The following is a 14427-nucleotide window of genomic DNA, read 5'->3' on the forward strand; positions in this document are numbered from 1 at the left end:
TAACCTTCGGGGCATGACGGCGGAACCGGTGATCGACCAGCAGCATCCTCCGGCGGCGCTGCCCGCCACGGTCCGGGCCTCGCTGTCGCCGTCACGGGCGGCCGACTTCAAGACCTGCCCGCTGCTCTACCGGTTCCGCAGCATCGACCGGCTGCCCGAGCGGCCCAGCGTCGAGCAGGCCCGGGGCACCCTGGTGCACGCGGTGCTGGAACGGTTGTTCGACCTGCCGGCGGACGGGCGCACCCCGCAGGCCGCCGGTGACCTCGTCGGCCCGCAGTGGGACCGGCTGGTCACCGGGCAGCCCGAGCTGGCCGGCCTGTTCGACCCGGGCGACGAGCCGGGCACCGCCGAGTTCCTCCGGTCGGCGGCGGCCCTGCTGGAGGGCTACTTCGCGGTGGAGGACCCACGCCGGCTGGAGCCCGCCGAGCGGGAGAGCCTGATCTCCGCGGTGGTCGACGACGAGCTGCTCATCCGGGGTTACCTCGACCGGCTCGACGTGGCCCCCGACGGGGCGTTGCGGGTGGTCGACTACAAGACCGGCGGCGCGCCGAGGGAGGCGTTCGAGGCGCGGGCGCTGTTCCAGTTGAAGTTCTACGCGCTCGTCCTGTGGCGGACCCGGGGTGTGGTGCCGCGGGTGCTGCGCCTGCTCTACCTCAAGGACGCCGAGGTCTGCGACTACTCCCCCGACGCCGACGAGCTGCTGCGGTTCGAGCGGACGGTGGTGGCGCTCTGGCAGGCGATCGAGCAGGCCACCGCGCGGCAGGATTTCCGCCCCCGGCCGAGCCGGCTCTGCGACTGGTGCAACCACCAGGCGCACTGCCCGGCCTTCGGCGGCACCCCGCCGCCGTTCCCCGAGCGGGCCGGGGCGGCCGACCCGTTGCGCGACGCCCGGTCCCGTCCGGCCGCCCCGGGCGCCGACGAGTAGCGCCCGCCGTCACCGGCGGGTGGAGATCGGCTCATCCGTGAGGAGGAGACGAGGTTCACCGTCGGCGACGACCGGACGCCCCGGCAGGCGGCTAGCGTCGCGGTATGACCGAGGGACCCGAGCGGTGGTGGGTGCGCCGGCCGCTGGCCGGTGACGTCCTGTTCGCCGCCGCGCTGGTGCTGGTCGAGGTCGCCTTCGTCCTGCTCACCCCGCGCGAGTTCTGGCCCCGGCAGTTGCCGTCCATGCTGGCCTGGAGCGGGTTGTGCGCGGCACCGGTGGCGCTGCGCCGGGCCGCGCCGTGGCCGGCGGTGGGGGCGGCGCTGGCCACGCTGGCCGTGCCGGCGGTGCTCGGGCACGCCCCGACCACGCAGAGCCTGACGTTCCTGGTCCTGACGTACACGATGGCGGTGCACCGGGCGGCCCTTACGGCGGTGGCGGCCACGGTGCTGCTCTGGGTGCCGGTGGCCGCCCTCAACGTGCTCACCCCGCTGGACACCGGGCTCGACGTCGGTCCGGCGTACCTGGTGCTCAACAACCTGCTCACCGCGTTGCTCGCCTACGCGGTGGGGCGGGCGGTGCGCGCCCGGCGCACCTCGCTGCGGGTCCTGCGGGAGCGGGCCCGGGCGGCCGAGGACAACCAGCGGGCGCTGGCCGAGCAGGCGGTGGCCGACGAGCGGCGTCGGATCGCCCGGGAACTGCACGACGTGGTCGCCCACCACGTCAGCGTGATGGGGGTGCTGGCCACCGGGGCCCGGCGGGTGCTGCACCGGGACCTGGCCGCCGCCGACGAGGCGATCGCCACCATCGAGGACACCAGCCGGGTCACGCTGCGGGAGATGCGCCGGCTGCTGGACGTGCTGCGGACCGACGCGGAGCCCGCCGCCGACCTCACCCCGCAGCCCGGCCTGGCCGGCATCACCGCGCTGGTGGAGCAGGTACGCGAGGCGGGGCTACCGGTCGTCCTGGAGGTCGCGGACCCGGTGCCGACGGTCGACGAGGGTGTCTCGCTGACGGTGTACCGGATCACCCAGGAGGCGTTGACCAACGCGCTCAAACACGCCGGGTCGGCCACCGCGACCGTCCGGCTGGGCGTCGACGGCGGCGGTCTGACCGTGGAGATCACCGACACGGGGCGGGGGCCGGAGCCGGGGCCCGACCGGATCGGGCACGGACTGGTCGGCATGCGCGAACGGGTGGCCCTCTACGGTGGAACCCTGCGGATCGGGCCACGGGCCGGTGGCGGCTTCCGGGTGTACGCGAGAATTCCGGTGGAACCGGCCGGGACGGTCCCGGCGTGACGGGGGAACGGGGACAGCAGATGGGCCAGACGTACGGCAGCCCCCCGTCGTCCGCGCCGGACGGTGGGGCCGCCGCGCGCCCGCCGGGACGGCCGGTGCGGATCCTGCTCGCCGACGACCAGCCGTTGCTGCGCACCGGGTTCCGGATGGTGCTGGGCACCGAGGACGATCTCGACATCGTCGCCGAGGCCGGGGACGGTCAGGAGGCGGTGGAGCTGTCCCGGCGGCTGCTGCCCGACGTGGTGCTGATGGACATCCGGATGCCCCGGATGGACGGGGTGGCCGCGACCCGGGCGATCGTCGAGGCGCGGTTGCCGGTGCGGGTGCTCATCCTCACCACCTTCGACCTCGACGAGTACGTGGTGGGGGCGTTGCGGGCCGGGGCGAGCGGTTTCCTGGCCAAGGACGTGCCGGCCGACGACCTGGTCACCGCCATCCGGACGGTGGCCGCCGGGGAGGCGGTGGTGGCGCCGCGCATCCTCAAGCGGCTGCTGGACCGGTTCGCCACCGTGCTGCCCGACCCGGCGGCGAGCCCACCGAAGGCGTTGGGCACGTTGACCGAGCGGGAGCGGGAGGTGCTCGTCCAGGTGGCCCGGGGGTTGTCCAACGCGGAGATCGCCGCCGCGTTGTCGGTCAGCGAGACGACGATCAAGACGCACGTCGGGCACGTGCTGACCAAGCTGCGGCTGCGCGACCGGGTGCAGGCGGTGGTGCTGGCGTACGAGTCGGGGCTGGTCCGCCCCAAGGCGTAGCCGGGCGGCACCGGATGCCCCTCGGGGCGTACCCAGGGTGAGGCCGGTGGGGGGACGGCAGCGTTGCCGCGCTCACCTACCGTGACGAAAGGCGGCGCGGCGCGGTTGACCGTGTCGTGGCGTCAGATCCTGACGTCGGTGTCGGGGCCCCGCCGCAGGGTGGGGTGGCACGACCGGTCGCCGGATCAGGGACAACCCTGAGCCGTTCTCCGGGCCGACCCGCAGCGGGAAATCCGCGCCGGGTCAGTCCGTGGTCGGACGGATCCGCGCCGAGCGGCACCGAGGATGGGATCGACCCCACCGACCAGCGGGGGCGGTGGGGGCACACACAGCCAGACGGAAGAGGTAGATGACGTGACCGCGACGGTAGGCCAGCATGCGCAGGCCGCGGCCCGGGCGAACGACGTGTGGAAGGTGTACGGCACCGGCGAGGCGCAGGTCGCCGCGCTACGGGGGGTCAGCGCCGAGTTCGAGCGGGGCAGGTTCACCGCGATCATGGGCCCGTCGGGCTCGGGCAAGTCGACGCTGATGCACTGCCTGGCCGGGTTGGACTCGGTCAGCAAGGGCACGGTGCAGATCGGCGACACCACGGTGACCGGGCTGGGTGACTCGGGTCTGACGAAGCTGCGCCGGGACAAGGTGGGCTTCATCTTCCAGCAGTTCAACCTGCTGCCCACGCTCACCGCCCAGGAGAACATCCTGCTGCCGATGTCGATCGCCGGTCGCAAGCCCGACCCGGCCTGGTACGACACGGTGATCGACACCGTCGGCCTGCGGGACCGGCTGGGGCACCGGCCCGCGCAGCTCTCCGGTGGCCAGCAGCAGCGGGTCGCCTGCGCGCGGGCGCTGGTCGCCCGGCCCGAGGTGATCTTCGCCGACGAGCCGACCGGGAACCTGGACTCCCGTTCCGGCGCGGAGGTGCTCAACTTCCTGCGCAACTCGGTCCGCGAGCACGGGCAGACCATCGTGATGGTCACCCACGACCCGACCGCCGCCGCGTACGCCGACCGGGTGGTCTTCCTGGCCGACGGGCAGATCGTCTCGGAGCTGATCGAGCCGACCGCCGACACGGTGCTGGACACCATGAAGAAGCTGGACACCCTGGTCGAGGTGGCCGGCTGATGTTGCGGGCCACCCTCAAGAGTCTGCTGGCGCGCAAGGTGCGCCTGCTGCTGTCCGGCCTGGCCGTGGTGCTGGGTGTCATGTTCGTCTCGGGGGCGTTCGTGCTCACCGACACGCTGGGCCGCTCGTTCGACGCGGTCTTCGCCGACGCGTACGAGGGCATCGACGTCAACGTCGCCGGCAAGCCGAAGGTGGCGCTCAGCGAGATGCAGGGCGAGCAGGTGCCGACCACGGTGTCGGCGGCGACGGTGCAGCGCATCGCCGGGGTGCCCGGGGTGGCCGAGGCCACCGGCGTGGTCACCACCGACGGGGCCCAGCTGATCGGCAGCAACGGCAAGGTGGTCACGTCGTTCGGGCCGCCGCAGCTCGGGGCGAACTGGCGGGGCGAGAGCGACCTGGTGAAGCTGCGGGAGGGCCGGGAGCCCCGGGCCGACGACGAGATCGTCGTCAACGCGGCGCTGGCCCAGGCGGCCAAGGTGAAGGTCGGCGACCGGGTCGGGGTGCTGACCCCCCTGGTGCCGAAGCAGACCTTCACCCTGGTCGGGGTCTTCGGCTACAGCGGTGACCGGGACTCGATCGGCGGGGTCAACGAGATCGCCTTCACCACGCCTGTCGCGCAGCGGCTGCTGCTGGGCGAGCGGGACGCCTTCACCAACGTCACCGTACGGGCGGCCGCCGGGGTCGGCGACGCGGAGTTGCGCGACGACGTGGCCCGGACGCTCGGCGACGGCTTCGAGGTCAAGACCGGCGAGCAGTTGTCGGCGGACGCCTCGGCGAGCCTGAAGGAGGGGCTGTCCTTCTTCAACAAGATCCTGCTCGGCTTCGCGGCCGTCGCGCTGCTGGTGGGCACGTTCCTCATCCTCAACACCTTCTCGATCATCGTGGCGCAGCGGACCCGGGAGCTGGCGTTGATGCGGGCGATCGGGGCCAGCGGCCGGCAGATCATCGGTTCGGTGGTGCTGGAGGCGGTGGCGATCGGCCTGATCGCCTCGGTGCTGGGGCTGGGCGCCGGCATCGGCATCGGCGCGCTGCTGGCGTACGTCTTCGGCAACCTGGCCGGTGGATTGACGCTGGCCGGCATCGGCGTCCCGGCGTCGGCGGTGATCGGCTCGTTCGCGGTCGGCCTGCTGATCACGGTGGTGGCGGCGCTGCTGCCGGCGCTGCGGGCCGCGCGCATCCCGCCGATCGCGGCGATGCAGGACGTGGCCAACCCGGACCGGCCGCTGACCCGGATCACCGTGACCGGTGGGGTGATCACCGGGATCGGCGCGGTGCTGCTGTTCCTCGGGCTCAGCGACAACGCCGGGGACAACGCGCTGGCGGTCATCCTGGGCGGGGTGCTGTTCGCCTTCATCGGGGTGGCGCTGCTGACGCCGCTGATCAGCCGCCCGGTGGTGTCCCTGCTGGGGGCGATCTTCGCCTGGTCGGTGCCGGGCAAGCTGGGTCGGCTGAACTCCGGCCGCAACCCGCGCCGCACGGCGATCACGGCGGCGGCGCTGATGGTCGGCATCGCCCTGGTGACCGGGGTGACGGTGATCCTGGACTCGGCGAAGGGCAGCATCGGCGCGCTGGCCCAGGACACCATCAAGGCCGAGCTGGTGATCTCGGGGTCGACGACCGGTCCGCGGCCGGCGAGCTTCGACCCGGCGGTGCTGACGAAGGTGGCGGCGCTGCCCGGTGTGCAGATGGCCGACGGCGAGTACGGCGACATGGGAATGGTCGACGGGAAGGTCACCTGGCTGGCCGCGTCCAGCGACGTGACCGCGTTGCAGCGGATCTTCGGGGCCAAGACGACCGCCGGTGACATCAGCCGGCTCGGCCCGGACCAGATGCTGTTCAGCTCCGACGCCGCCCGGTCCCGCAACATCTCGGTCGGCTCGACGGTGACCGTCCAGGCCTCCCGAGGTGAGCCGCGCACCTACACGGTCAGCGGCATCTACGAGAGTTCCGAGCTGACCAGCCCGGTGCAGTTGCCGCCGCAGGCGGTGAAGGACTTCGCCATCCCGAAGCCCAACCAGGGGTTCATCCAGCTGGCTCCGGGCACCCGGGTGGCCGACGTGCAGCCGCAGGTGGAGGCGCTGCTGGCCGACAGCCCGGAGGTGTCGGTGGCCGATCGGGACGCGTTCATCGAGCAGCAGACCGGCTCGCTGGACAGCCTGCTCACGATGATCCAGATCCTGTTGGCGCTGGCGATCGTGATCGCGGTGCTCGGCATCGTGAACACCCTGGCCCTGTCGGTGCTGGAGCGGACCCGCGAGCTGGGCCTGCTGCGGGCGATCGGGCTGCGCCGGGCGCAGACCATGCGGATGATCACCGTGGAGGCGGTGGTGATCTCGGTCTTCGGGGCGCTGCTCGGGATCGTGGTGGGTGTCGGTCTCGGTGCCGCGGTGGTGCGGGCGCTCAAGGACGACGGCATCACCGACCTGATCCTGCCGTGGGGTCAGATGGGGCTGTTCCTGCTGCTGGCGGCCATCATCGGCGTGGTGGCGGCGGTGTTGCCGGCGGTGCGGGCGGCCCGGATCAACGTGCTGGGTGCGATCGCGCACGACTGATCCCGTCCGACCTCGGGGGGTTCCGCCGACCGGCGGGACCCCCCTCGTCGTGGCCGCGCGGGCCCGCCCGGGAGCTCAGGCGGGTGGCTCGCCGAGCAGCGCCGCCAGCAGCTCCAGGTCCGCCGAGGTCAGGCTCTCCACCTGGTGTACGCCGTCGGTCGGCGGCACCGGCACCTCCGCTGGCACGGCCAGCACCGCCGCACCGGCGGCGAGCGCGCTGGCCACCCCGGTCGGCGAGTCCTCGATCGCCACGCAGCGGCCGATCGGCACGTCGAGCAGCCGGGCGGCGGTCAGGTACGGCTCGGGGTGCGGTTTGGCCGAGTCGACCTCGTCGCCGCACACCACGGCGTCGAAGCTGTCCCGGCCGAGGGTGTCCAGGGCCACCTCGACCAGCGGCCGGCCGCTGGAGGTGACCAGCGCGGTGGGGATGCCGGCGGCGCGTACCGCCCGCAGCAGCGTCAACGCACCCGGCCGCCAGCGCAGCCCGGTGCGGAACAGCTCCAGGATCCGCGCGTTGATCCACTCCGCGCTGACCTGCGGGTCCCGCTCGGGTTGACCGAGGTCGTCGTGGAGGATGCGCATCGACGCCGCCATCGCGGTGCCGATCATCGCCCGCCGGGCCGGGCCGGTGAGCGTGCCCCCGTACTCGGCGGCCAACTCGTGCAGGGCGACGTCCCACAGCTTCTCGCTGTCGACCAGGGTGCCGTCCATGTCGAAGAGCACGGCGGCGGGGTGTGGGCTGCTCAGCGGAATCCTCCTGGCGCTCGCGGGTGGTCTCCGGGCGATCCTGCCAGCCCGGCCCGGGACGCGTGCCGCCGTACCGGTCGGACGTGACCTGCTCCTCAGCGCAGGTTGCAGGCGTCCAGGGACCGCTCGTAGCCGCGGAAGAACCAGTCGGTGCGCTGTTCGGCGGTGCCGTGCGAACCCTCGGCGAACCACGGCTGGTCGGGGTCGTCGCCGACGGCGAGCAGCCCCTCCCGGAACTCGTCGAGGTCACCGGCGTCGAGTCTCAGGGTGCCGTCACGGACGGAGTCGCCGAGGTACGCCCCGGCCATGCAGTCGGCCTGCAGCTCCTGCTGGATGGTGAAGTTGGCGCGGATGCCGAGCCGGATCTGGATGCCGTGGGCGTACTCGTGGCCCAGCAGGTAGAACACGAACGCGTCACCGACCTGCCGGAACGCCGCCACCGACCAGTTGACGTCGTAGGCGATGAAGTCGCCCTGGGAGCAGTAGACCGCGTTGTTGCGCGGCAGTGCCTGCCCGCCGCAGGAGATCTCACCCTCACGCTGGTAGGGCACGATCCGGCTGATCGGGCGGAACTCCTGGCCGGAGGAGCGGAACTGGGCGCCCCAGTAGCGTTCGGCGATGGTGACGGCGTCGTCGATGTCGCTCTTGAACTCGGCCACGCTGGTGGTGCCGTCGGCGCGGGTGGTCTCCGCCTCCGGTGAGGCCGGGGCAGCCGGGCGCGACGACTGCCGGGGGGCCGGTTCCCGGGGTTCCTGCGGGCCGCTCTCCCCCACCCCGCCGGCCGCGCAGCCGACCGCCACCACCAGCGCCGTCAGCGCGGCGAGCAGTGGTCCGTGCGAGCGGCGTCGCGAGCCTGCCGTCACCGTGTGCCTCCCAGGCGTGCCGGTCCTGCGATCGGTGGTACCCCGACCGTGGAACGATCATGCCCGGCCGGCGTCCCGTTGACCATGGGTGAGCCGGGTCGGCCCGGCCGGACGGTCAGTGGTGCTCCTGTCCCCGGTGGATCGTGTCGTTCTGGGCGAAGTGGCGTTCCGCCTCGTACCGGTGCTGTCTGGCCTGGGCGTCCCGCCCGGCGGTGCGGTCCTCGGCCCCGACGGTGCGGGCCCGGTCGCGCCAGGCGACCCAGCCGACCGTGCCGATCATCACCAGGGCCGCCACGCCGACCACGAGCCACATCGTCGTCATGGGACCACGGTAGGTGACCGCCACCACCCGTCCCGGGGGTTAGCCTCGGGCCCGGTGTCCGGATCGGCCCGGCGGCTCCGACGTCCCGGATGTCCGGCCGCATCCCGCGGCCGAGAGGAGAACCATGAAATACATGATCATGTTGTACGGCTCGCAGCGCGACTACGACGCCATGGCCGGCCGTCCCGGGGCGCAACCGCCGATGACGCCGGAGCAGGTCGCCGCGATGCACGAACACATGGCGGCGGTGCACCAGGAACTGGCCGAATCCGGTGAGCTGGTCGACGGGCAGGGGTTGACCGCGCCGGTGCACGCCCGGCGGGTGCGGCTGCGGCAGGGCGCGCCGGTGGTCACCGACGGGCCGTACCCGGAGACGCAGGAGGTGCTGGCCGGGTTCACCGTCGTCGACTGTGTCAGCTTCGACCGGGCCACCGAGATCGCCGCCCGGTTCGTCGACCCGGACACCGAGGGCGGATACGTCGACGTACGACCGGTCGCCGACGGCATCGACGACCTGGACGGCTGACCCGGTCGCCATGGGACCGTCCACCGTCGAGGACCTGTTGCGCGTGCTCGCGCCGCAGGTCCTCGGCGCGGTCGTCCGCCGGTACGGCCACTTCGGCACCGCCGAGGACGCCGTCCAGGAGGCGCTGCTGGCCGCCGCGACCCGCTGGCCGGTCGACGGGCTGCCGGAGCAGCCCCGGGGCTGGCTGGTCACCGTGGCCGCCCGGCGGCTGACCGACCTGCTCCGCGCCGAGCAGGCCCGGCGGCGGCGGGAGGACGACGCCGGCCGGGCGCTACGGTGGCTCGCCCCGGCGGCCGACCACCGGGAGCCGGGCGACGACAGCCTGGTGCTGCTGTTCCTGTGCTGCCATCCGGCGCTGCCGCCGGCCGCCCAGGTGGCGTTGACCCTGCGCGCCGTCGGCGGGTTGGGCACCGCCGAGGTGGCGCGGGCGTTCCTGGTGCCCGAGGCGACCATGACCCGCCGGATCACCCGCGCCAAGCAGCGCATCCGCGACAGCGGGCTGCCGTTCGCGCTGCCCGACGCCGACGAGCGCGCAGCCCGGCTCGACGCCGTCCGGCAGGTGCTCTACCTGATCTTCAACGAGGGGTACGCGAGCACCACCGGCCCGCGCCTGCGCCGGGTGGACCTGTCCACCGAGGCGATCCGGCTGACCCGGCTGCTGCGCCGGCTGCTGCCCGACGATCCGGAGGTGACCGGGCTGCTGGCGTTGATGCTGCTCACCGACGCCCGGGGGCCGGCCCGGGTGGGCCCGGACGGTGAGCTGGTGCCCATGGCGGAGCAGGACCGCAGCCGCTGGCGGGCCGACCAGATCGCCGAGGGGGTGGCCCTGGTCAGCGCGGTGCTGCCGCGCGGCGACGTCGGGCCCTACCAGCTCCAGGCGGCGATCGCGGCGGTGCACGACGAGGCGGCGAGCGTCGAGGCGACCGACTGGGCACAGATCGAGGCCCTCTACGGGGTGCTGCTGGGGATGTCGGACAACCCGGTGGTCGCGCTCAACCACGCGGTGGCGGTGGCGATGGCCCGGGGTCCCGCCGCCGGGCTGCGCCTGCTCGACGCGCTGGCCGACGACCCCCGCGTCGGCGACGACCCCCGACGGCACGCGGCCCGCGCGCACCTGCTGGAACGCTGCGGCAACCTCGCCGAGGCCCGGACGGCGTACGCCCACGCGGCCCGCCGCTCGACCAGCCTGCCCCGCCAGCGCTATCTGTACGGCCGGCTGACCCGGCTGACCGACGCCGGGAACGGTGGGCCGGGCGACGGTGGACGGGCCGGGCCCGCGGACCGTCCGACGGGATCATGATCCGTCGGCGAGGTCCCTGCCGAGGAAGCGGACCAGTGGCTCCACGTGCCGGTCCGGCCGCCGCCACCCGGCCAGCAGATCCCCCGGCAGGTGCTGCTCGGCCACCAGTTCGCCGTGGCGGTACCGCCGGAGCACCGGGTGGATGACGGCGCTGGCCCGGGTCGGGCGTCGGTCGGTGTCGGACCCGTCGGCGCGGCCCCGGCGCAGGGCCAGGGTGTAGCAGTGGGAGGAGTCGGCGAACCGCGGCACGGCGTAGTCCTCCGGCAGGTCCTCGTGGTGCCGGAAGTCCCCGGTGGCGTCGTCGCGGACGAAGACGTCGCAGAGGTACCCGGACTGGGTCCACAGCGCCGGACTCCCGTTGACCCGGTCCAGCATCACCGTGGTCAGCGAGGCCGGCTCGCCCGACGTGGTGGCGGCGGGCAGCGGCACGTCGTCGTAGCGCTCCCGCAGCAGCCGGGTGAAGGTACGCAGGTTGTAGCGGAAGCCGTCGATGAACGGCGACGCGGCGTGCCGCACGTCCCGCGCCTGGGCGACGGTGCCGGCGAAGTACAGGTCGTCGACGTTGCTCGACTGCCAGTCGGGGCGCAGGCCCGGCAGCCGGCCGTCGCGCATCATGTCCGGCGCGCAGGAGGCGTCGAACAGGGAGGTGTCCATCCGGAAGCCGGTGCAGCGCAGCACCTCGTGGTAGTCGAGTTCGACGGTCTCGCCCGGGGCGTGGGTGTCGGTGATCGAGACGCGGAACCCGCCGTCGACCGGTCGGATCGCGTCGATGGTGCAGTCGAGCACCGCGTGCAGTGGCGTGAACCGGTCGCTGTCGAGGATCGCGCCGTGCCGGCCCCGGACGTCGCCGGGGTGCCAGGTGTCGTAGGCCAGCCGCAGCGGCCGGCGGCTCGCCAGGTGCACCACCGACGCCCTGCCCAGGATCGACGAGGCGGTCTCGAACGCCGAGTTGCCCTTGCCGATGATCAGGACCCGCCTGCCGGTGTACCGGTCGGGGTCGACGTCCATCTCCTCGTAACCGGTGGCGTGCTCGATGCCCGGGATGTCCGGCACGAACGGCCGGCCCCAGCCGGTCGCCACGACCAGGCACCGCGCCCGTACGACCCCCCGGTCGGTGCGGACGGTGAACCCGTCGTCCTCCCGGGAGACCTGCTCGACGGTGGTGCCGTAGCGGACCCGGAGCTGGTGGATGCGCTGGAACTCGGCGAGGTACCGCACCAGGTCGTCGGCGGCCGGCAGGTACTCCTGGCTGAACTTCGGGAACAGCAGCTCCGGGTCGTCGTTGAGCAGCGAGTTCCCGTCGCACCGCAGTCGGATCCCGGGGTCGCTGCTGTCGGTGTGCACCGCGTTGACGGAGTTCAGGCGGCGGTGGCGCGGGAACCGCCGGAAGAAGCCCCCGGGCTCGGCGCCACGTTCGAACGTCAGGTAGTCGGCGCCCTGCTGCTGAAGGTGGTAACTCAGCTGCAGGCCGGCGGGCCCCGCTCCGACGATGACGTACGTGTGTGCGGTGTCGACCATCAGGCGAGCCCTTCGACGCGGAGGCGGTTGCTCCGACGATGAAGTGGATCACGATAGGTGTCAATGGTCGACGGCCGGCGTCGGCGGTGGGGCCCGCCGGGAAGGCGGCGCGGCGCCGGTGGCTACGACGAGATGCTGAACGCCGCCACGACGCCGTTGTGGTCGGAGTTGGTGCCGCCGACGATGGAGTAGTCGGTCATCCACATCTCGCGGTGTTCCTCGACGCGCTTCCAGAAGTAGATGTAGTCGATGTGCCGGTTGCCGTGCGTCCCGTTCCCCTTCTCGCCGTACAGGTTGTAACAGGACCGCAGGTTCGGCAGCTCGTTGGCCTCGAACACCTTCCAGGGGAACTTCTGGTACCCGTACGCCCGGTCGGCGCTGAAGTCGACGTTCAGGTCGCCGCTGACGATGACCTGGCCGGAGTCCTTCTTGGCGGCTGCCAGGTTCTTCAGTGCCTGGAACTGCTGCTCGGCGCAGGCGGTCCGGGGCAGGTCCTCGGGCTGGCCGTTGTTCTCGATGCTCGCGTTGGCGTGCGCGTTGAGGTGGTAGACGCTGCGCCCGGTCGCCTTGTGGCGGTAGCGGACCCAGTTGTTGTAGCGGGCCGGCGGCACCTCGCCGGGCCCGTTGGTGTCGCACACGAAGTTCGACCCCTTGTCGAGCACGTCGAACATGCTCTTGCGGGCCAGCAGCGCCTCGTTGGCCGCCTGCGTCGGCTCGGGCGCGTACAGCCACCAACCGTTGTCCGCCGCCCAGTCCTTCAGGTACGCCTTGCGGTTGCCGACCTCGTTGAGCCCGACCAGGTCCGCCTTCGCGGTGATCAGCTCCAGGTCGTGGACGAAGTCGGCCTGGTTCAGCTCGTTGAGGATGTTCAGGGTCGCCGCCTGGAAGGTGGAATTCGCGGCGGCGGGCGTGGCCGGCACCAGGCTCACCAGCAGCACCGCCGCGCCGACGAGGGCACCCGCACCCCGCACCGACCATCGTTTTCCGCCTGCCATGGCTGTCCTTTCCCGAACGCCGACGGCCGGCGCGACACGATCCGGCCGTGAAGGAAGGTTACTTTGGCAACTCCGGCACGGTAGCTTAGTTTCACCTTCCGGACAACGGAGGCGCATTGTCCGTAGTGAATTGCTCTTGCCGGGGAGAATCCATGCACCCACGAAGGACCTGGCGACCGGCGCTGATCGCCGTCGCGGTGACGGTCGTCACCGGCACCGGCACCGTCGCCGCGCCCGCCGCAGCCGCCACCCCGCAACCGGTGTACGCCCCCTCGGGTGGGATCGCCGATCCCGGCGTGGTGCGGCACAACGACAGCTTCGTCGTGTTCGCCACCGGCACCCGCGCCCCGGCCCACCGGGGTGAGACCGCGTCCGGGCCGTGGAGCACCCTCGGCACGACCCTCGGGTCGGTACCGGACTGGGCCGAGAACGGCGCGGTGTGGGCCCCCGACGCCGTCCGTACCGCCACCGGGTGGGTGCTCTACTACTCACTGCCCGCCAAGGGCAAGAACGGGCAGCGGTGCATCGGGGCCGCCACCTCCGAGGCCGTCGGCGGGCCGTACACGCCGGTCGGCACCGCGCCGCTGGTCTGCCCGGGTGGCGCGCACGGAGCTGACGACGTGGTGGCGGGGCGGCCGGTCGCCGCCGCCGGGGTGATCGACCCGTCCCCGTTCGAGGACGCCGACGGCAAGCGGTTCGTGCTCTACAAGACGCAGCAGACGCCGTCGTCGATCCGGATGCTGCGGCTCGACGACACCGGCACCCGCTGGGTCGGCAACGCCAGTGGTGAACTGGTCCGCAGCACCGGCATCATCGAGAACCCGGTGCTGCGGCAGCGGGGCTCCACGTTCGTGCTGTTCGCCTCCCGGTACGGCTACGACAACTGCAGCTACGCCACCGTCTACCTGACCTCCACCGACCGGTGGGACTTCCACGGCAGGACCGAGCACTCGTTGCTCACCACGTCCGGCACCGGGATCTGCGGCCCGGGAGGCGCGGATCTCGTCCCCGCCCTGGTCGACGACGAGCAGCGGCTGTTCCTGCACGGGTGGGTCTGCGGCGGGACCACCCCCTGCCGGCAACGGGCCGACGGCTCGCTGCCCGCCGACGCCCGCCGCGCGCTGTACGCGGCGGTCTTCCGCTGGGACGGTGCGACACCCCGGGTCGGCGCGTTCCTCTGACCCGGCCGCCTCGCCCGGCGACCACCATCGGTCGCCGGGCGAGGTGACCGTGGACGCCGGTCAGTCGTCACGCTGGCGGCCCGACCGGCCGGTGGTGCGGGCGACCACGACGGCGGCGGCGAGGCTGAGCGCGGCGGCACCCAGTTGCAACAGGCCGTCGAGCAGATCGACGAGGTCGACGAGAGAGGGGTGATCCACTGTGGCCTCCGGGGGTAGGTATCCCCCGCCGTCCGCATGCTGCGGAGGCGGCCCCCCGGGCCCGGCGGTGACAACCGCGGGCGCCACCGGAATTATGGCACGGCGGTCCGAACGCCGTCACCCGGCGA

The 14427-nt window shown here is 72.8% G+C and carries 13 protein-coding genes and 1 pseudogene; 8 read left to right on the forward strand and 6 right to left on the reverse strand.

Annotation, left to right across the window (positions count from 1 at the left end; genetic code table 11):
• Positions 1 to 13: 13 nt before the first annotated feature.
• The 5 genes from ACN265_RS15295 to ACN265_RS15315 all read left to right on the forward strand — a co-directional run bounded on the left by ACN265_RS15295 (position 14) and on the right by ACN265_RS15315 (position 6649).
• The gene (locus ACN265_RS15295) at positions 14 to 925 is read left to right on the forward strand and encodes a RecB family exonuclease (RefSeq protein ID WP_204924408.1); all 912 of its coding nucleotides are present in this window, start codon (positions 14 to 16) and stop codon (positions 923 to 925) included.
• Positions 926 to 1029: 104 nt separating this feature from the next.
• Positions 1030 to 2223, forward strand: a complete 1194-nt coding sequence (locus tag ACN265_RS15300; protein ID WP_204924409.1) for a sensor histidine kinase — start codon at positions 1030 to 1032, stop codon at positions 2221 to 2223.
• A 20-nt stretch (positions 2224 to 2243) separates the two neighbouring features.
• Complete coding sequence (locus tag ACN265_RS15305; protein WP_420116394.1) at positions 2244 to 2975, forward strand: response regulator; 732 nt, start codon at positions 2244 to 2246, stop codon at positions 2973 to 2975.
• Between the two features lie 354 nt (positions 2976 to 3329).
• Positions 3330 to 4097: an ABC transporter ATP-binding protein gene (locus ACN265_RS15310; protein WP_204924410.1), complete on the forward strand. Its 768-nt coding sequence runs from the start codon at positions 3330 to 3332 to the stop codon at positions 4095 to 4097.
• The gene (locus ACN265_RS15315) at positions 4097 to 6649 is read left to right on the forward strand and encodes an ABC transporter permease (RefSeq protein ID WP_421408305.1); all 2553 of its coding nucleotides are present in this window, start codon (positions 4097 to 4099) and stop codon (positions 6647 to 6649) included. Before ACN265_RS15310 ends, ACN265_RS15315 begins: the two co-directional genes overlap by 1 nt.
• A gap of 75 nt (positions 6650 to 6724) precedes the next feature.
• On the opposite strand, the gene ACN265_RS15320 is transcribed toward ACN265_RS15315, so the two are convergent.
• The 3 genes and pseudogenes from ACN265_RS15320 to ACN265_RS15330 all read right to left on the reverse strand — a co-directional run bounded on the left by ACN265_RS15320 (position 6725) and on the right by ACN265_RS15330 (position 8581).
• Positions 6725 to 7372 carry an HAD family hydrolase gene (locus ACN265_RS15320; RefSeq protein ID WP_204924412.1) on the reverse strand — a complete coding sequence of 216 codons (648 nt, stop codon included), beginning with the start codon at positions 7370 to 7372 and terminating at the stop codon, positions 6725 to 6727.
• A 119-nt stretch (positions 7373 to 7491) separates the two neighbouring features.
• Positions 7492 to 8280: pseudogene (locus ACN265_RS15325) on the reverse strand (neutral zinc metallopeptidase); the annotation flags it as partial.
• A 94-nt stretch (positions 8281 to 8374) separates the two neighbouring features.
• Positions 8375 to 8581: a hypothetical protein gene (locus ACN265_RS15330; RefSeq protein ID WP_204924414.1), complete on the reverse strand. Its 207-nt coding sequence runs from the start codon at positions 8579 to 8581 to the stop codon at positions 8375 to 8377.
• 124 nt (positions 8582 to 8705) lie between these two features.
• Between ACN265_RS15330 and ACN265_RS15335 the strand changes: the two genes are divergently transcribed.
• A complete protein-coding gene (locus ACN265_RS15335) occupies positions 8706 to 9107 on the forward strand; it encodes a YciI family protein (RefSeq protein ID WP_420116388.1) in 402 nt (133 codons plus the stop codon).
• 10 nt (positions 9108 to 9117) lie between these two features.
• On the forward strand, positions 9118 to 10407 hold the full coding sequence (locus ACN265_RS15340; RefSeq protein ID WP_421408308.1) for an RNA polymerase sigma factor: 1290 nt from the start codon (positions 9118 to 9120) through the stop codon (positions 10405 to 10407).
• Here ACN265_RS15340 and ACN265_RS15345 read toward each other — a convergent pair.
• Positions 10402 to 11925 (reverse strand): NAD(P)-binding domain-containing protein, encoded by a 1524-nt coding sequence (locus ACN265_RS15345; protein ID WP_421408310.1) that lies wholly within the window; start codon positions 11923 to 11925, stop codon positions 10402 to 10404. The genes ACN265_RS15340 and ACN265_RS15345 overlap by 6 nt on opposite strands.
• Positions 11926 to 12047: 122 nt before the next feature.
• Complete coding sequence (locus ACN265_RS15350; protein WP_421408312.1) at positions 12048 to 12920, reverse strand: endonuclease/exonuclease/phosphatase family protein; 873 nt, start codon at positions 12918 to 12920, stop codon at positions 12048 to 12050.
• 152 nt (positions 12921 to 13072) lie between these two features.
• Here ACN265_RS15350 and ACN265_RS15355 point away from each other — a divergent pair, with 152 nt between their 5' ends.
• On the forward strand, positions 13073 to 14101 hold the full coding sequence (locus ACN265_RS15355) for a family 43 glycosylhydrolase (protein WP_421408314.1): 1029 nt from the start codon (positions 13073 to 13075) through the stop codon (positions 14099 to 14101).
• 60 nt (positions 14102 to 14161) lie between these two features.
• Here the strand turns inward: ACN265_RS15355 and ACN265_RS15360 are convergent, their stop codons facing one another.
• On the reverse strand, positions 14162 to 14299 hold the full coding sequence (locus ACN265_RS15360) for a hypothetical protein (RefSeq protein WP_357930531.1): 138 nt from the start codon (positions 14297 to 14299) through the stop codon (positions 14162 to 14164).
• Between the last annotated feature and the right edge of the window lie 128 nt (positions 14300 to 14427).

This window comes from Micromonospora sp. WMMD730 (assembly GCF_049178955.1).
Lineage (GTDB): Bacteria > Actinomycetota > Actinomycetes > Mycobacteriales > Micromonosporaceae > Micromonospora > Micromonospora wenchangensis.